Source organism: Streptomyces sp. NPDC005648 (assembly GCF_040605395.1).
In the GTDB taxonomy this organism is placed as follows: Bacteria; Actinomycetota; Actinomycetes; order Streptomycetales; family Streptomycetaceae; genus Streptomyces.
The window spans coordinates 15,992-32,128 of the sequence record NZ_JBEXCS010000058.1 but is presented as its reverse complement, the minus strand read 5'-3'; the positions used below and the strand labels follow the sequence as shown (position 1 = coordinate 32,128).

Genomic DNA, 16,137 nt, shown 5'->3' with positions numbered 1-16,137 from the left:
CTGTCCGTGGACGTCCAGCAGCGAAACGGATTGACATGCAGGTAATTACCTGCATTACTTAACGTGTGCGAGCAGAGGGTGACTCCGGGATGGACAAGGTCTTCAAGGCGCTGGCCGACGACACGCGCAGACGGTTGCTCGACCGGCTGCACGAGCACAACGGCCAGACGCTGGGCGAGCTGTGCGGGCGCATCGCGATGACGCGCCAGTCGGTGACCCAGCACCTGGCCGTCCTGGAGGCCGCCCATCTGGTCGTCGCGGTGCGGCGGGGGCGGGAGAAGCTGCACTACCTCAACCCGGTCCCGCTCCACGAGATCCAGGAGCGCTGGATCGACAAGTTCGAGCGCCCGCGCCTGAGCGCGCTGAGCGCCGTGAAACGACGAGCCGAGGAAGCCATGACCGACAAGCCCACCTTCGTGTACGTCACCTACATCAGCAGCACCCCCGAGAAGGTCTGGGACGCCCTCACGGACGCCGACCTGACGGCCGCCTACTGGGGCCACAGCAATGTCTCCGACTGGCGCGAGGGCTCACGCTGGGAGCACGTCCGCACGGACGGCTCCGGCGTCGCCGACGTCGTCGGCACCGTGGTGGAGAGCGAGCGGCCCACCCGGCTGGTCGCCACCTGGGTCGATCCCGCGAAGGAGGGGCAGGAGGACACCTACTCCAAGGTCACCTTCGAGATCACCCCGCACGAGGACATCGTCCGCCTCACCGTCACCCACGAGGACCTCTGGGACGAGGGCGCCCTGCACGACGTCTCCGGCGGCTGGCCGGCGGTGCTGTCCAACCTCAAGTCGCTCCTGGAGACCGGCAGCACCCTGCCCCAGTCGCCGTGGCTGGTCCCGGGGCGGTGACGGAGAGTGACGCGCGCGTGCGTGGACCACCCGGGGGACATGTCCGGGCGGATCACGGGCAGGTGAAACAGGGAAGGTGGTTGTGGGAATCGGAACCGGAGGTGGCGGCGGCCATGGGTGCGAAGGTGTTGGAGCGGTTTCCTGCGGGAGCTCCTCGCGGATCGTGGCCGGCGGAGGAGTACGCGGCCGAGCGCCGCGCGGAGGGACAGCCCGCGAAAGTGATCATGGACTTGAAGTCGGACGCGTTCCTCGTGGTGGTCCCGGCGGGCGACGACGACTGACCGGGCGCGGTCTCACATCAGTGCCCCGCCCAGCTCGCGCGCCCTGCGCAGGAACACCTCGTGGAGGTCCTGCGCGGCCCGCGGCACCGACTCGGCCCTGCGCCGCCGGAGCATCAGCAGCACCCGGGTCGACTCGTCGTCCACGATCGGCCGGTAGGTGATCGTGCCCTGCCGCTCCAGCGGATCCCCGCGCACACTGAAGTCCGGCAGCACCGTCGCCCCGAGCCCTTCGGCGACCATCAGCTTGCCCATCTCGGCGCCGTCGGTGGAGTAGGAGAAGGCGGCGTCGCGGCCGCGCAGCAGCCGGTGGACGTAGCGGTGCATGACATAGCCGGTCCGCATCGCGATGACCGGCTGGGTGAGCAGGTCGTCCACGGTGACGGCGTCGAGCGCGGCGAGCGGGCTGTCGGGGCGGACGCACACCACCGGCCGTCCGCTCAGCAGTTCTGTGGACTCGAAACCGGCGGGCAGATCGTCGCCGTCCAGGTGGTTGACCAGACCGAGGTCGAAACCGCCCTCCGACAGGGCCCGGTGAATCTCCGTCTGCTGCGCGGCGACCACCTCGACCTGGGTGAGCGGATGCGCGGTGCGGAAGTCGCGGACCACCGGGATGAGCAGCGGCACGGTCGCCGCGTTCACCGTGCCGACGCGCACCATACGGCTGATGCGGTGCTGCTCGCCCGCCGCCGACCGCAGCCGGTCCACCGCGTCCAGCACATTGATGATGTGGGGCAGCAGTTCGCGGCCCTCCGCGCTCATCGTCGCCCCGGACCGTTTGCGCTCCAGGAGGTCGACGCCCAGCTCCCGCTCCAGATTGCGCACGGTCTCGCTCAACGCGGGCTGGGACAGCCGCAGTTCCTCCGCCGCCCGGCGCAGTGAGCCGAGCCGGGTCACGGCCGCTATGTATTCCAGTTGTTCTGTCCGCACGGTCAGCAGAATGCGGGCGCTTTCCCGCGGGCTTCAAGGGTTTCCCTGTCACACGTTCGTGAAATTCAATGGTCCGCGATACGAGACCGGTCGGGTTTTCCTTGACGCTCCTCGTCGACGGCTGCCACGATCGAGGACATGAAGATGCGACTGGACCTCACGCGGCGACGCCATGTCGACCTCGCGCGCGTCTCCAGCGCCTCCTGTTGCCCCGCGGCCTGATCAACCCTCCGCGATCCGCCGCGTTCTCCCTTTTCCCACGCCTGAATTCCGCACTTCGGCGCACCGCTCGAACGCGACCGCGCGCCCGGGTGAATTCGGCGTGCCCGAAAGCATCCGCAACAGGAGTTCCGCATGTCCCGAGCGCCCGTGAAATTCGCCTACTGGGTCCCCAACGTCAGCGGGGGACTCGTCACCAGCAAGATCGAGCAGCGCACCGACTGGGGATACGAGTACAACCGCGAACTCGCCGTCCTCGCCGAGAACAACGGTTTCGACTACGCTCTCAGCCAGGTCCGCTACATGGCCAGCTACGGCGCCGAGTACCAGCACGAGTCCACCAGCTTCAGCCTCGCCCTCCTCCTGGCCACCCAGCGCCTGAAGGTCATTGCCGCCGTTCACCCCGGCCTGTGGCACCCCGGCGTCCTCGCGAAGCTCGGCGCCACCGCCGACCACCTCTCCGACGGCCGCTTCGCGGTCAACGTCGTATCGGGCTGGTTCAAGGGCGAGTTCACCGCACTCGGCGAGCCCTGGCTGGAGCACGACGAGCGCTACCGCCGCTCCGAGGAGTTCATCCGCGCCCTGCGTCAGATCTGGACCGAGGACCACACCGAACTCGCCGGTGACTTCTACCGGTTGCGTGACTTCTCCCTGAAGCCCAAGCCCCTCAATACCCCCGAGCGCCCGCACCCCGAGATCTTCCAGGGCGGCAACTCCACCGCCGCCCGCGCCATGGCCGGCCGCGTCTCCGACTGGTACTTCTCCAACGGCAAGGACTTCGACGGAGTCACCGAGCAGATCGACGACGTCCGCCGGTCAGCCGCCGAAGTCGGCCGCGCGGCACCGAAGTTCGGCCTCAACGGCTTCCTCATCGCCCGGGACGCCGAGGCCGAGGCCCGCGAGACCCTCCGTGAGATCGTCGCCAAGGCCGACACCGAGGCCGTCGAGGGCTTCGGGGCCGCGGTGAAGCAGGCCGGGCAGTCCACGGCCGACAGGAAGGGCATGTGGCAGGACTCCTCCTTCGAGGACCTCGTCCAGTACAACGACGGCTTCCGGACCGGCCTCATCGGGACCCCGGAACAGATCGCGGAGCGCATCGTCGCGTACCGGAAACTCGGCGTCGACCTCCTGCTCCTCGGCTTCCTCCACTACCACGAGGAGGTCGAGTACTTCGGCAAGCGGGTGCTGCCGCTGGTGCGCGAGCTGGAGGACCGGCTGCCCGACACCGAGCCCGCGTCCGTCCCCGCCCACGCCTGAGCACCCGCACCGCGAAGGAGGCCGTACCGCCATGAGCACCGCCACGCCTCCCGACCGGCCCACCACACCAGGTACTCCTGACCGCTTCCCCGGGGGTGTCCGCCCCTCGCGGGCGCCCCGTCCCCTCGCCTGAGGACGCATCCCAGCGCATCCCGGCGCATCCCCGAAAGAGGACCCATGGCCACCGTCCTGTCCGTCTCCGGCAGCCCCTCCGCCTCCTCCCGTACCAACCGACTGCTGCGCCACCTGGACAAGCGGCTGATCGCCCAGGGGCACCGGATCATCCCGCTCGACGTGCGCACCATCCCGGCGGAAGCCCTGCTCGGCGCCGACTTCAAGCACCCCGCGATCGTCGCGGCCGCCGAGCTGTTCGAGCAGGCCGACGGAGTCGTGGTCGGCACACCCGTCTACAAGGCGTCGTACTCGGGTGTCCTCAAGGCGCTCCTCGACCTGCTGCCGCAGTACGCGCTGACCGGCAAGACCGTGCTCCCGCTGGCCACCGGCGGCTCCACCGCGCACGTCCTGGCCATCGACTACGCCCTGCGCCCGGTCCTCAGCTCCATGGGCGCGGCCCATGTCGTGCAGGGCTGGTTCACCCTCGACAAGGACATCACCGTGCACGAGGACGGTTCGCTGACCGTCGCGCCGGCCGCGACCGAGGCGCTGGGCCAGGTGGTCGACCAGTTCTCGGCGGCCCTGGGCCGCGTCCCGGTGCTGGCGGCGGCGAGCTGAGTACCATGCCCGCCCACATCATCGCCGACGACACGGAGGCGCTGGCCGTCGCGGCGGCACTGGCCGCGGAGTTCCGCGCCGGCGCCGCCGCGCGGGACGCCGGACGAAGGCTGCCCCGCGAGGAGCTGGACCGGCTCTCCGCCTCCGGTCTGCTCGCCGTCACGGTCCCCGCCGAGCACGGCGGCGCCGACGTCACCGTGGCGACCCTCGCGGAGATCTTCCGGCTGCTGGCCTCGGCCGACCCCAGCCTGGCCCAGATCCCGCAGAGCCACTTCGCCTACGTCAATGTGATCCGCCGTCAGGGCACGGAGGAGCAGCGGAAGTTCTTCTTCGCGGAGCTGCTGGCGGGGCGCCGCCTCGGGAACGCGCAGTCCGAGGCGGGGACGAAACACGTCCAGGACATCCGCACCCGGCTGGAGCCGCGGGCGGACGGCTCGTACGTCCTGACGGGCGTCAAGCACTACTCCACCGGTGCCCTGTTCGCCGACTGGATCCCGGTGCTCGCCCGCGCCGAGGAGGACAACCTCCATGTCGCCTGCGTCCCCCGGGACGCCGCCGGTCTGACCGTGCTCGACGACTGGGACGGCATGGGACAGCGTACGACCGCCGGCGGCACCGTCCGCCTGGAGGGCGTCGAGGTGCCGGCCGACCGGGTGTTCCCGCACCACCTCACCTTCGAGGGGCCCCAACTCCACGGCGCCGTAGCCCAGTTGCTGCACGCGGCGATCGACGCCGGGATCGCCGGGGGAGCGCTGGCCGAAGCCGCCGAGTTCGTGCGCACGAAGAGCCGGCCGTGGTTCGAGAGCGGGGTCGAGACCGCCGCCGAGGATCCGCTGCTGATCCAGCGGTTCGGTGAACTCGCCCTCCAGGTACGGGCGTCGGAGGCGCTGCTCCGTGACGCGGCGCACGCCGTGGACGCGGCCCGCGCCGACCTCACCGACGACACGGCGGCCGAGGCGTCCATCGCGGTCGCCGCGGCCAAGGTGCGGGCCGCGCAGGCGGCGGTCGAGGTGGCCGGGGCCCTCTTCGAGGTGGCCGGCACCCGCTCGGCCCTCAACTCCCTCAATCTGCACCGGCATTGGCGTGACGCCCGCACCCACACGCTGCACGACCCCACCCGCTGGAAGATCCAGCACATCGGCCGGTACGTGCTCAACGGAACACGGCCGCCCCGCCACGGCCTCCTCTAGCGACACGCGCGACAGCGACACCCGCGACACCCGGCGACACCTCTGATCGGAGACCCCACGTGTCCCTCACCTTCCACTGGTTCCTCCCCACCAACGGCGACAGCCGCCATGTGGTCGGCGGCGGCCACGGCACGCCCGCCACGGCCTCCGGACGCGACCGGCCGCCGACGGTCGCCTATCTGAGCCAGATCGCCAGGGCCGCCGAGGACCTCGGCTTCGTCGGCGCCCTCACCCCGACCGGGGCCTGGTGCGAGGACGCCTGGCTGACCACCGCCATGGTCAGCCAGAACACCGAGCGCCTGAAGTTCCTGGTCGCCTTCCGGCCCGGCTTCGTCTCGCCGACCCTCGCCGCGCAGATGGCGTCCACCTTCCAGCGGCAGAGCGGCGGCCGGCTGCTGCTCAATGTGGTCACCGGCGGCGAGAGCCACGAGCAGCGGGCCTACGGGGACTTCCTGGACAAGGACGCCCGGTACCGGCGTACCGGCGAATTCCTGGAGATCGTACGGGGGTTGTGGGAGGGCAAGACCGTCGATCTGCGGGGGGAGTACCTGCGGGTCGAGGACGCCAGGCTGGCCCGGGTGCCGGACCCGGTCCCCGAGGTGTACTTCGGCGGGTCCTCGCCGGTCGCCGGTGAGGTCGCCGCCAAGTACGTGGACTCGTACCTGACATGGGGTGAGCCGCCCGCTCAGGTCGCCGGGAAGATCGCCTGGATCCGGGGGCTCGCGGCCGGGCAGGGGCGTGCTCTGCGGTTCGGGATCCGGCTGCATGTCATCACCCGGGACACCTCCGAGCAGGCCTGGGCGGAAGCGGACCGGCTGCTGGCCGGGTTCGATCCGGAGACCGTGAGGTCCGTGCAGGCCGGGCTCGCGCGCAGCGAGTCGGAGGGGCAGCAGCGGATGCTGGCGCTGCACGGCGGCGGCAACCGCGACGGGCTGGAGATCCATCCCAACCTGTGGGCCGGGATCGGGCTGGTGCGGGGTGGTGCGGGTACCGCGCTCGTCGGCAGTCACGAGGAGGTCGCCGAGCGGATCAAGGAGTACCACGCGCTCGGGATCGACGAGTTCGTGCTGTCCGGGTACCCGCACCTGGAGGAGGCGTACTGGTTCGGGGAGGGGGTGCTGCCGCGGCTGGCCGCGGAGGGGTTGTGGCAGCACCCCGTCGGTGAGCGGGTCGCGCCCTCGGCGCAGGTTCCGTTCGCGAGTTGAGCGCGACAGGACGCCGCTCGGACCCCGGACCCTCAGGAACGGCCGGCGCGGGCTCGGCGTACCGCCCTCGTGACGATCGGGGGGAGGAGGTCCACGCCTATGCGGCGCGCCCGGGAGCGGGAGGGGCGAGGGGCCGGCACGGGCGCCGGCGCCGGCGTTGAAGGCGCTTGGGGCCTCGGCTCCTCGTAGTGGCGGGAGCGCGGGAACGGCGGTGCCTGCATGCCCTTCTGGGCTCGGGCGCGGATCAGGCGGTGGCCTGCGGCCTCCTGGACGCTCAGACCGACGTCCGAGCGGGACCTGAGCATCTCCAGGAGTTCCTCCTGGACCGCCTCGGGGTCGCTCCAGGTGCCGTAGAGCTTCTGGGTGGTGAGGCAGATCGGGCGCAGGCCGCGGTTGAGGACGGCCTCCCAGGTGGCGACCGAGACGCCCGGAGTGTGCTCGGAGCGGAAGTCGTCCAGGACGACCACGCCGTCGGGGACGAGGATGTCCTGGGCCGCGCCTATGTCGTCGCGGACGTGCTCGTACAGGTGCGAGGCGTCGATGTGGACGAAGCGGCAGCTGCCCGGGGCCACCTCCTGGGGGATCACGGAGGTGGGGGCCTCCAGGACCCGGGGCAGGGCGTCGTGGAAGGAGAGGTAGTTGCGCTCGAAGGCCTGTCGGGTGAGTGAGGAGTACGACTTCGCCGTCTCGGCCCGGTTGGCCCCGTCCGGAGCCTCGCCGCCGAAGAGGTCGCAGACCGTGAACTCCTCGCCGTCCTGCCGGTGCCGGCCCAGCAGGATCGCGCTCTTGCCCATGTACGCGCCGAGTTCCAGCAGGTCGCCCTTGAAGCCGCCCGTCTCCTGCCGGTCGAGGAGCCAGGTGAAGATGACCTGGTCCAGCGGCGGGAACCAGCCGGGGACGTCCTTGAGCTCGCCGGGAAGTTTGTTGTCGGTTGCCTGTGCGGTCGCCATGAAGCGATTCTGCTCATTGAGAGCGGGCGAAACTGACCCCTGATTGAACGTCCGATGAACAGCCGGACCAGCCTCGGATCCGGCGGCCTCAGATCTCCGCGAGCGCGTCCAGATGGGCCCGGCGCACCTCGCTCGTCTGACCCTGCACAAGCAGGAACATGCCCTCCCGGGCCAGGCGTTGGGCCGGGTTGCCGAGGTCCATGGCGCGACCGCCCTGGGCGACGACGGCCGCCGTGGTGGCCGCGCGCATCAGGTCGTAGGCGTGGGTCTTGAGCGCCAGCCGTTCGTCCACGCGTTCGTGCGGGACCGGGTGGTCGCAGAGCGCGTACACGAGGTGCCGTACATGGTCGAGCCGGTCGCGCAGTGCGCGGGCCGTCGCCGGCTCGCCGGCCTGCTCCAGCAGCCGCAGGGCCGTGTGGGCGACGCCGAACACGGCGGGGGAGGCGTTGGTGTTGCGGGGGCGGTCCACCAGGGCGAACTTCTCCTGCGGGGTGCGCAGGACCACCGACTCCCCGGGCAGCCGGAGGCCGTCCAGCTCCAGGGACACCGTCCGGGACGCGGTCAGGGCGGCCAGTCGCATCGGTGGGGAGGGGCGCAGCCCCGGCTGCTCGCGGGCCTCGGTGAACGCGAACACCACCTCGTCGGCGTCGGTGACCCCGGCCAGCAGCATCACGTCGTTCAGGCCCCAGCCCGTGTACCAGGGCACCGTGCCGTCGAAGCGCCAGCCGTCCCGGTCCGCCGTCGCCCGCACCGGCACCCGCGGGAAGGCGCGGACGTGCGCGAACGCGATGCCGGCCAGCAGTTCGCCGGTCGCCAGCGGACGCAGCAGCCGCTGCCGTACCGGAAGGTCGGCCTTGGCCAGCATGCGCACCGGTGTGTGGTGCTGGGTCTGCACGAACCAGGTCGAGCAGCAGGCCCCGGCCAGGATCTCCATGATCTCCCGCGCCACCGGCTCGGGGGCGCCCGCGCCGCCGTACTCCTGGGGCGCGCTCACTCCCAGCAGCCCGGACCCGCGGATCGCCTCCACATGGCTCACGGGCACGCCCTCCTGGTCGACCCGTGCGGCGCTCGGGGCGAGGAGGTCGTCGGCCAGGGAGCGGGCGGCGGCGACGAGCGGGTGCGGTGCGGACGGCTCGGTGCCCGGGGCGGTCTCGGCGGTCATGGAAGAGATTCTCCCGATCCGTTCGTGCGCGGTGTCGATCCGGGGGTGTGCCGTTCGTGTAGGAGGTGAGAGAACGGGACGACGCCAAGGAGGACGTCATGCAGTACTACCTGCTCAGTGTGATCACCCCGAGCGACGGAACGCCGCCCGGACCCGAGGCCATGGCGGAGATCGTCAGCAACCTCGACGCCTTCCACGCCGAACTGCGCGAGGCCGGCGCCTGGGTCTTCGCCGGCGGTCTGCACGGCCCGGAGACCGCCACCGTGCTGCGGCCCAAGGGCGCGGACGTGCTGATCACGGACGGGCCGTACGCCGAGGGCAAGGAGTACCTGGGCGGCATCTGCCTGATCAAGGCCCCGGACCTGGACGCGGCCCTGGAGTGGGGCAGGAAGGCCACCCGGGCCACCACCCTCCCCATCGAGGTACGGCCGTTCATGCACCAGGCCGAGGAATGACGACGCGGCCCGTCGACGTCGAGGCCGTCTTCCGCGCGGAGTACGGCCGCGCCGTCGCCGTCCTCGTCCGCTTCCTCGGCGACATCGACCTCGCCGAGGAAGCGGTCCAGGACGCCTTCACCACGGCGGTGCTGCGCTGGCCGGAGACCGGCGTGCCGCCGAGCCCGGCCGGCTGGATCATCACCACCGCCCGCAACCGCGCTGTCGACCGGCTGCGCCGGGAGGCGAGCCGCGACGCGCGACACGCCGAGGCGGCCCTGCTGAGCACCCCCGACGCACCGGCCGAGGAGGGCCCCGTGCGCGACGACCGGCTCCGCCTGATCTTCACCTGCTGCCACCCCGCGCTCGCCCCGCAGGCCCAGGTCGCCCTGACCCTGCGGCTGCTCGGCGGACTCACCACGCCGCAGATCGCCCGCGCCTTCCTGGTCCCCGAGCCGACGATGGCCCAGCGCCTGGTCCGCGCCAAGGCCAAGATCCGCGACGCCCGCATCCCGTACCGCGTACCCCGCGACGCCGACCTCCCCGACCGGCTCGGTGGCGTCCTCGCCGTCGTCTACCTGATCTTCAACGAGGGGTACGGCGGGACACCCGAGCTGTGCGCAGAAGCCGTGCGTCTCGGCCGCCTCCTCGCGGAGCTCATGCCGGACGAGCCCGAGGTCATCGGCCTGCGCGCGCTGATGCTCCTCGTCGACTCACGCCGCGGCGCCCGTCTGGACGACCGCGGTGGCCTGGTGCCGCTGCCCGAACAGGACCGCGACCGCTGGGACGGCGAGCTGATCGCCGAGGGGCAGTCCCTGGTACGGCGGTGCCTGCGCCAAAACCGGCCGGGGCCGTACCAGATCCAGGCCGCCGTCCAGGCCGTGCACAGCGACGCGCCGAGCGCGGACGCCACCGACTGGGGACAGATCCGGCAGCTGTACGACCAGCTGATGACGCTCGCCCCGAGCCCGGTCGTGGCTCTGAACCGGGCGGTCGCGGTGGCCGAGACCGACGGCCCCGGGCCCGCGCTCGGCCTCGTCGACGCCCTGGACCTCGACGGCTATCACGTCTTCCACGCGGTCCGCGCCGACCTGCTGCGCCGCCTCGGCCGCGACGCGGAGGCGGTGCTCGCCTACGAGGCGGCCGTCGCCCGCGCGGAGAACCCGGCCGAGCGGGCCTATCTGGAGCGCCGTCGCCGGGAACTCGCGCACGGGTGAGCGGAAGGTGGTCGTGGCGGGACGGAAAGTAGTCGACAGGCATCGGAATTTATTTTGCCGGGTGAATGGTTGGTATATACACCTGACAGTCGAGACCGCTTCCGCGAGCCGCAGGGCCCGCACCGCACCAGCAGCGAGGCATCGTGAACCAGCCCACCCCCGAGCAGCCCGCAGACGTCGTCGCCCGGTTGCGCGCCACCTTCCGCACCGGCCGGACCAAGCCGGTCGAGTGGCGCACCGCCCAGCTGCGCCGGCTGCGCGAGATGCTCACCGAGAACGGCGCCGACCTGGCCGCCGCCCTCCATGCCGACCTCGGCAAGAGCGCCACCGAGGCCGACCGCACCGAGATCGGCTTCACGATCCGCGAGATCGACCACACCCTCGACCACCTCGCCGACTGGCTGCGCCCCGAACCCGCTCCGGTCCCGGCCCATCTCGGCGCCGACGCGAGCGCCCGGACCCAGTACGACCCGCTCGGTGTCGTCCTCGTCGTCGCCCCCTGGAACTACCCGGCGCAGCTGCTGCTCGCCCCGCTGGTGGGCGCGCTCGCCGCCGGCAACGCGGTCGTCGTCAAGCCCAGCGAGCTGGCCCCGGCCACCTCCCGCGCCATCGCGCGCCTGCTGCCGGCCTACCTCGACACCGAGGCGGTCGCCGTCGTCGAGGGGGGCGTCCCGGAGACCACGGCCCTGCTGGCCGAGCGTTTCGACCACATCTTCTACACCGGCAACGGCACCGTCGGCCGTATCGTCATGCGCGCCGCCGCCGAGCACCTGACCCCCGTCACGCTCGAACTCGGCGGCAAGTCCCCGGCGTTCGTGGACCGCGACGCCGACCTCGCCGTCGTCGCCGACCGGCTGGTGCGGGGCAAGTTCCTGAACGCCGGGCAGACCTGTGTCGCCCCCGACTACGTCCTGACCGACCCCGAGACGGCCGCCGCCCTGGAGCCCCTGTTCGCGCGCGCCGTCGAAGCGCTCTACGGGGCCGACCCGTCGGCCTCCGGCGAGTACGGCCGGATCGTCAACGAGCGCCACTTCGACCGTCTCTCGGGGCTGCTGGACTCGGGCCGGGTGGTGGTCGGCGGCGACAGCGACCGCGCGACGAAGTACATCGCGCCGACCGTCCTGGCCGACGTCGACCCCAAGTCGCCGGTCATGCGGGAGGAGATCTTCGGCCCGATCCTGCCCGTCGTCACCGTGCTGGACCTGGACGAGGCGATCGACTTCATCAACGACCGCGACAAGCCCCTCGCGCTGTACGTCTTCTCCGAGTCCGGGACGACGCGCGACCGCATCGCCGCCGAGACCTCCTCGGGCGGCCTCGGCCACGGTCTGCCGCTCGCCCATCTGACCGTCTCCGACCTGCCGTTCGGCGGGGTGGGGGAGAGCGGCATGGGGAGCTACCACGGCCGCTACTCGATCGAGACGTTCAGCCACCGCAAGGCGATCCTGGAGAAGCCGCTCGGCTGAGACCCTTTATTGGTCCATACCCTTGACTGGTACAGACCAAAGCGATTGAGTGCACCCCAACCCCCCATCGCGGCCGCACCCCTGGCGGGTGCGGCCGTGCTCCGTGGAGGCGCCGTGTGCGAGACTCCGCCGATGACCTCTGAAACGATCACCGCGGACGCCTCGGGCACCTGGAGACTGGGCGATCTCTCCGTCCACCGCATCGGTTTCGGCGCGATGCGGCTGACGGGCAGCGCCGCCTTCCACCACGGCACGCCCAGCGACCGCGACCGGTCGATCGCCGTGCTGCGCGGGGCGGTCGAGCTCGGCGTCAACCACATCGACACCGCCGCCTTCTACTTCTCCTCCCTGCGCTCCGCCAACGAGCTCATCAACAGCGCGCTGGCGCCGTACACCGACGACCTGGTCATCGCCGCGAAGGTGGGTCCGCTGCGGGACTACTCCGGGGAGTGGGCCACCTGGGCCCGCCCGGACCAACTGCGCGGCCATGTCGAGGAGAACCTGCGCCAGCTCGGCCGCGACCACCTCGACCTGGTGTATCTGCGCAGGTCGGAGCAGAGGTGGGACTCGATCGCCGAGCATTTCGGCGCGCTCGCCGAACTGCGCGAGGCGGGCCTGGTCCGCCACCTCGGCATATCCGGCGTCGAACCCCGGCACCTCGCCGAGGCACAGGCCATCGCACCCGTGGTGAGCGTGCAGAACCGGTACGCGCTCGACCGCCCGGATCCCGGCGCCGACGAGCTCCTGCGGGTCTGCGGCGAACAGGGCATCGCCTTCGTGCCCTTCTTCGCCGTCGCGGGCGGCGCGGGAGAGCGCGGCGCGACCTCGGCCCACGACGAGGAGGTGCTTGCCGTGGCCCGCGCCCACGACGTGAGTCCCGCTCAGGTCCGACTCGCCTGGACCCTGCACCAGGGCCCGCACGTCCTCGCCATCCCCGGCACCGGAAACCCCGGCCATCTCGCCGAGAACGTGGCGGCGGGCGCCCTCCGGCTGAGCGCGGACGAGCTGGCCCGCCTCGACGCCCTTCACCGGCAGGCCGGCTGAGAAGCCTCCGCCGGGGTCTTCGTGTGGCACTCAGGCCATCCACACCCCCTCCCTCATCAAGTGCCGTCCGCCCAGCTCGTGTTCGCCTCGCCATGCCTGGACGGCCAGCGGGCGCACCCGGAAGAACGCGTACGAGGCGCTGTCCCCACGCGGGTCCCAGCCCGTCTTCGCCACGAACGCGTCCGCCGCCGCGGCGGGTACGTCCTCGCGCGGGAACGTCTCCACCTCGCCGTCGACCAGCACGACGTCATGGGTGTCCGCGAGGGCGAGCCGGGTGCGACCGCCGTGGCGCAGGTTACGGCCCGTGGGATTGGTGAGCCGGGTGCACACCCAGAAGGCCGCGCCGTCCCAGACGAACCAGAGCGCGACCAGACACGGCAGCCCGTCGTCGTCCGCGGTGGCGACCCAGAGGTCCGACTCCCGCTCGAACCGGTCCAGTACGTCGGTTCGGCGCTGTCCGGGACTGCGCGGCGGCTCAGTGATCTTCATGACCGCGACGCTACCGACTCGTACCGGATCACACCTCGGGCCGTAGGCCTCGGCCGGGAGACCTAGACCTAGACGAATCCCGGCCGACCGCCAGGAGGCTGTCGCCGGTGCTCCGGCCGCCACCTAGGCTCTGGCCCCCGCCCTGACCGCTGCGGGGGCTGTGGCCCGCCGTCCAGCCGCTGCGTAGGCCTTGGTTCACGTCCTGACCGCCGCGAGGGCTGGGGCCTGTGCTCCGGCCGCTGTGTAGTTTTTGGTCTGCGTCCTGACCGCCGCGGGGGCTGGGGCCTGTGCTCCGGCCGCTGTGTAGCCCTTGGTCTGCGTCCTGACCGCCGCGGGGGCTGTGCCTCTGCTCCGGCCGCCACGTAGGGCCCTGACCGCGCCAAGACCGCCACGGACGCCCCGGCCCAAGCCCTGACGGCCACGGGCACCCGCCCGCCACGGACACCCATCCGCCACGGACACCCATCCGCCACGGACACCCATCCGCCACGGACACCCATCCACCACGGACACCCCAGCTTGCGCCCCCAGCCGCAGGACCCGGCCCCGCGACGGGCCCGGGAGACCATCGGCGCCGAGTGTCGGCATGCTCCAGCTGAAGCAACGGCGGACCGGACTGGCGTCCGTGTAGTTTTACGTATAACCTCTCCCGTCAATCGCCCGCTCCGAAAGGCCCTCGATGAGACGCGTCGCCCTGGTCACCCTCGTCGTCGACGACTACGACGAGGCGATCCGTTTCTACACCGAGGCCCTCGGATTCCGCCTCGTCGAGGACGCCCCGCGCCCGGACGGCTCCCGCTGGGTCGTGGTCGAACCGGGCGCGGAGGGGCAGGGCACGGGCCTGCTGCTCGCCCGGGCGAAGGACGAGGTCCAGCGTGGCCGGGTCGGCGACCAGACCGGCGGACGGGTCGGCTTCTTCCTGCACACCGACGACTTCGCCCGCGACCACGCCCGTATGCTCGCCGCCGGTGTGACCTTCCTGGAGGAGCCCCGGCACGAGCCCTACGGCTCGGTCGCCGTCTTCCAGGACCTCTACGGCAACCGCTGGGACCTGCTCCAGCCCGCCGGCTGAAGACCACCCCCGCTCGCTCCGCCCCGCCTAGGAAAGAACCACCGTGACCGCTACGCGCGTAGACGCCGCCACCCTCCGCCGCCTGCCCAAGGCCGTCCTGCACGACCACCTCGACGGCGGCCTGCGCCCCGCCACCGTGGTGGAGCTGGCGGCCGAGGTCGGCCACACCCTGCCCACCACCGACCCCGACGAACTGGCCGCCTGGTACTACGAAGCCGCCAACTCCGGCGACCTGGTGCGCTACATAGCCACCTTCGAGCACACCCTCGCGGTGATGCAGACGCGCGAGGGCCTACTGCGCGTCGCGGAGGAGTACGTCCTCGACCTCGCCGCCGACGGTGTGGTGTACGGGGAGGTGCGCTACGCGCCGGAGCTGAACACCAAGGGGGGCCTGACCCTCGCCGAGGTCGTGGAGACCGTCCAGGAGGGCCTTGCCGCCGGTATGGCCAAGGCGGCCGCCGCCGGTACCCCGGTCCGGGTCGGCACCCTGCTGTGCGGCATGCGGATGTTCGACCGCGTCCGCGAGGCCGCGGACCTGGCCGTCGCCTTCCGGGACGCCGGTGTCGTGGGCTTCGACATCGCCGGCGCCGAGGACGGCTTCCCGCCCGCCGACCACCTCGACGCCTTCGAGCACCTGCGCCGCGAGAGCGTGCCGTTCACCATCCACGCCGGTGAGGCGCACGGCCTGCCCAGCATCCACCAGGCCCTTCAGGTGTGCGGCGCCCAGCGCATCGGCCATGGTGTGCGCATCACCGACGACATCCCCGACCTCGCAGGCGGCAAGCTCGGCCGGCTCGCCGGCTGGGTCCGTGACCGCCGTATCGCCCTGGAGATGTGCCCGACCTCCAACCTTCAGACGGGAGCGGCGAGTTCGATCGCCGAGCACCCCATCACCGCGCTGAAGGACCTCGGCTTCCGGGTCACCCTGAACACCGACAACCGCCTGGTGTCGGGTACGACGATGACCCGGGAGATGTCCCTGCTGGTGGAGCAGGCGGGCTGGACGGTCCAGGATCTGCGCACCGTCACGGTGAACGCCCTCAAGAGCGCCTTCATCCCCTTCGACGAGCGCAAGGCCCTCATCGAGGACGTCGTCCTGCCGGGTTACGCGGCGGCGCTCTGAATCAGCCCCCGCAGATAGGCGGCCTGGCCGACGTGCTCCAGGTCGTCGGCCAGGACGCTGACCAGCCGGACACCCAGCGTGACCGGCGGGTCCCACCTCTTGTCGACGACGCGCTCCAGGTCTGCGGCGGACACCTCGCGCAGCACCTTGAGGCTCTGCTCGTGGACGGCGTCGTAGTAGCCGGTCAGCAGGTCCGGGGAGTCGACGGTGACTTTCGCGACCTGTTCCGCGGTGTGACCGTAGCCGTGGTCACGGGGCGGGAGATCGAGTCCGAAGCGCTTCTCCCAGCCCTGGGTCAGCCACACCTGGTCGAGCCCGAAGGCGTCGGCGACATGGTCGTCCTGGACGCGCGTGAGATGCCAGACCAGCCAGGCGATGGAGTTGGCGGCCGGTGCGGGGCGGTGGTTGAGGGCGTCGGGGCCCAGACCCTCGACGGCGGCGTGGACCGTTTCCTGGATGCGGGTGTACCCGTCGATGAGGATGTCCTTTGCATGCATCCCCCCACCATCGCG

17 protein-coding genes and 1 pseudogene are annotated in these 16,137 nt (G+C 71.5%); 13 read left to right on the top strand and 5 right to left on the bottom strand.

The annotated features are described in order from the left end of the window. The first annotated feature begins 89 nt into the window (after positions 1 to 89). Entirely contained in the window at positions 90 to 857 is a 768-nt protein-coding gene (locus tag ABZT17_RS28900; RefSeq protein ID WP_356352865.1) for a metalloregulator ArsR/SmtB family transcription factor, read from the top strand. A 113-nt stretch (positions 858 to 970) separates the two neighbouring features. Next, entirely contained in the window at positions 971 to 1,138 is a 168-nt protein-coding gene (locus ABZT17_RS28895) for a hypothetical protein (protein ID WP_356352863.1), read from the top strand. Between the two features lie 12 nt (positions 1,139 to 1,150). Here the strand turns inward: ABZT17_RS28895 and ABZT17_RS28890 are convergent, their stop codons facing one another. Beyond that, entirely contained in the window at positions 1,151 to 2,065 is a 915-nt protein-coding gene (locus ABZT17_RS28890) for a LysR family transcriptional regulator (protein WP_356352861.1), read from the bottom strand. A 138-nt stretch (positions 2,066 to 2,203) separates the two neighbouring features. Here ABZT17_RS28890 and ABZT17_RS28885 point away from each other — a divergent pair, with 138 nt between their 5' ends. The 5 genes from ABZT17_RS28885 to ABZT17_RS28865 all read left to right on the top strand — a co-directional run bounded on the left by ABZT17_RS28885 (position 2,204) and on the right by ABZT17_RS28865 (position 6,668). Next, positions 2,204 to 2,287, top strand: a complete 84-nt coding sequence (locus ABZT17_RS28885) for a putative leader peptide (RefSeq protein ID WP_356352894.1) — start codon at positions 2,204 to 2,206, stop codon at positions 2,285 to 2,287. Between the two features lie 132 nt (positions 2,288 to 2,419). Continuing rightward, positions 2,420 to 3,541, top strand: a complete 1,122-nt coding sequence (gene sfnG / locus ABZT17_RS28880) for a dimethylsulfone monooxygenase SfnG (protein WP_356352859.1) — start codon at positions 2,420 to 2,422, stop codon at positions 3,539 to 3,541. A 177-nt stretch (positions 3,542 to 3,718) separates the two neighbouring features. After that, on the top strand, positions 3,719 to 4,273 hold the full coding sequence (ssuE, locus tag ABZT17_RS28875; protein ID WP_356352857.1) for an NADPH-dependent FMN reductase: 555 nt from the start codon (positions 3,719 to 3,721) through the stop codon (positions 4,271 to 4,273). A gap of 5 nt (positions 4,274 to 4,278) precedes the next feature. Beyond that, on the top strand, positions 4,279 to 5,463 hold the full coding sequence (locus ABZT17_RS28870) for an SfnB family sulfur acquisition oxidoreductase (protein ID WP_356352855.1): 1,185 nt from the start codon (positions 4,279 to 4,281) through the stop codon (positions 5,461 to 5,463). Between the two features lie 59 nt (positions 5,464 to 5,522). After that, entirely contained in the window at positions 5,523 to 6,668 is a 1,146-nt protein-coding gene (locus ABZT17_RS28865; RefSeq protein WP_356352853.1) for an LLM class flavin-dependent oxidoreductase, read from the top strand. Positions 6,669 to 6,700: 32 nt separating this feature from the next. Here the strand turns inward: ABZT17_RS28865 and ABZT17_RS28860 are convergent, their stop codons facing one another. Then, the gene (locus tag ABZT17_RS28860) at positions 6,701 to 7,618 is read right to left on the bottom strand and encodes a class I SAM-dependent methyltransferase (RefSeq protein WP_356352851.1); all 918 of its coding nucleotides are present in this window, start codon (positions 7,616 to 7,618) and stop codon (positions 6,701 to 6,703) included. 88 nt (positions 7,619 to 7,706) lie between these two features. Beyond that, positions 7,707 to 8,780, bottom strand: a complete 1,074-nt coding sequence (locus tag ABZT17_RS28855) for an acyl-CoA dehydrogenase family protein (protein WP_356352849.1) — start codon at positions 8,778 to 8,780, stop codon at positions 7,707 to 7,709. Between the two features lie 98 nt (positions 8,781 to 8,878). Between ABZT17_RS28855 and ABZT17_RS28850 the strand changes: the two genes are divergently transcribed. The 4 genes and pseudogenes from ABZT17_RS28850 to ABZT17_RS28835 all read left to right on the top strand — a co-directional run bounded on the left by ABZT17_RS28850 (position 8,879) and on the right by ABZT17_RS28835 (position 12,941). Then, a complete protein-coding gene (locus tag ABZT17_RS28850; RefSeq protein ID WP_356352892.1) occupies positions 8,879 to 9,235 on the top strand; it encodes a YciI family protein in 357 nt (118 codons plus the stop codon). Next, the gene (locus ABZT17_RS28845) at positions 9,232 to 10,431 is read left to right on the top strand and encodes an RNA polymerase sigma factor (RefSeq protein WP_356352847.1); all 1,200 of its coding nucleotides are present in this window, start codon (positions 9,232 to 9,234) and stop codon (positions 10,429 to 10,431) included. Before ABZT17_RS28850 ends, ABZT17_RS28845 begins: the two co-directional genes overlap by 4 nt. A gap of 128 nt (positions 10,432 to 10,559) precedes the next feature. After that, positions 10,560 to 11,897, top strand: a pseudogene (locus ABZT17_RS28840) (aldehyde dehydrogenase family protein); the annotation flags it as partial. Between the two features lie 132 nt (positions 11,898 to 12,029). Continuing rightward, entirely contained in the window at positions 12,030 to 12,941 is a 912-nt protein-coding gene (locus tag ABZT17_RS28835; protein WP_356352845.1) for an aldo/keto reductase, read from the top strand. 30 nt (positions 12,942 to 12,971) lie between these two features. Here the strand turns inward: ABZT17_RS28835 and ABZT17_RS28830 are convergent, their stop codons facing one another. Further along, on the bottom strand, positions 12,972 to 13,430 hold the full coding sequence (locus ABZT17_RS28830) for a pyridoxamine 5'-phosphate oxidase family protein (protein WP_356352843.1): 459 nt from the start codon (positions 13,428 to 13,430) through the stop codon (positions 12,972 to 12,974). 679 nt (positions 13,431 to 14,109) lie between these two features. On the opposite strand from ABZT17_RS28830, the gene ABZT17_RS28825 reads away from it, so the two are divergent. Both ABZT17_RS28825 and ABZT17_RS28820 read left to right on the top strand, forming a co-directional pair. Next, positions 14,110 to 14,502, top strand: coding sequence for a VOC family protein (locus ABZT17_RS28825; RefSeq protein WP_356352842.1), 393 nt, complete (start codon positions 14,110 to 14,112; stop codon positions 14,500 to 14,502). A 43-nt stretch (positions 14,503 to 14,545) separates the two neighbouring features. Beyond that, entirely contained in the window at positions 14,546 to 15,625 is a 1,080-nt protein-coding gene (locus tag ABZT17_RS28820; RefSeq protein ID WP_356352840.1) for an adenosine deaminase, read from the top strand. On the opposite strand, the gene ABZT17_RS28815 is transcribed toward ABZT17_RS28820, so the two are convergent. Beyond that, positions 15,607 to 16,122, bottom strand: a complete 516-nt coding sequence (locus tag ABZT17_RS28815; RefSeq protein ID WP_356352838.1) for a DUF664 domain-containing protein — start codon at positions 16,120 to 16,122, stop codon at positions 15,607 to 15,609. The genes ABZT17_RS28820 and ABZT17_RS28815 overlap by 19 nt on opposite strands. Positions 16,123 to 16,137: the final 15 nt, after the last annotated feature.

Bases quoted from the DNA above. Each gene is read 5' to 3' on its own strand.
- ABZT17_RS28860 (WP_356352851.1), bottom strand. From the start codon at position 7,618: ATGGCGACCGCACAGGCAACCGACAACAAACTTCCCGGCGAGCTCAAG.
- ABZT17_RS28850 (WP_356352892.1), top strand. From the start codon at position 8,879: ATGCAGTACTACCTGCTCAGTGTGATCACCCCGAGCGACGGAACGCCG.
- ABZT17_RS28825 (WP_356352842.1), top strand. From the start codon at position 14,110: ATGAGACGCGTCGCCCTGGTCACCCTCGTCGTCGACGACTACGACGAG.
- ABZT17_RS28900 (WP_356352865.1), top strand. From the start codon at position 90: ATGGACAAGGTCTTCAAGGCGCTGGCCGACGACACGCGCAGACGGTTG.
- ABZT17_RS28855 (WP_356352849.1), bottom strand. From the start codon at position 8,780: ATGACCGCCGAGACCGCCCCGGGCACCGAGCCGTCCGCACCGCACCCG.
- ABZT17_RS28870 (WP_356352855.1), top strand. From the start codon at position 4,279: ATGCCCGCCCACATCATCGCCGACGACACGGAGGCGCTGGCCGTCGCG.
- ABZT17_RS28835 (WP_356352845.1), top strand. From the start codon at position 12,030: ATGACCTCTGAAACGATCACCGCGGACGCCTCGGGCACCTGGAGACTG.
- ABZT17_RS28885 (WP_356352894.1), top strand. From the start codon at position 2,204: ATGAAGATGCGACTGGACCTCACGCGGCGACGCCATGTCGACCTCGCG.
- ABZT17_RS28830 (WP_356352843.1), bottom strand. From the start codon at position 13,430: ATGAAGATCACTGAGCCGCCGCGCAGTCCCGGACAGCGCCGAACCGAC.
- ssuE (WP_356352857.1), top strand. From the start codon at position 3,719: ATGGCCACCGTCCTGTCCGTCTCCGGCAGCCCCTCCGCCTCCTCCCGT.
- ABZT17_RS28845 (WP_356352847.1), top strand. From the start codon at position 9,232: ATGACGACGCGGCCCGTCGACGTCGAGGCCGTCTTCCGCGCGGAGTAC.
- ABZT17_RS28895 (WP_356352863.1), top strand. From the start codon at position 971: ATGGGTGCGAAGGTGTTGGAGCGGTTTCCTGCGGGAGCTCCTCGCGGA.
- sfnG (WP_356352859.1), top strand. From the start codon at position 2,420: ATGTCCCGAGCGCCCGTGAAATTCGCCTACTGGGTCCCCAACGTCAGC.
- ABZT17_RS28815 (WP_356352838.1), bottom strand. From the start codon at position 16,122: ATGCATGCAAAGGACATCCTCATCGACGGGTACACCCGCATCCAGGAA.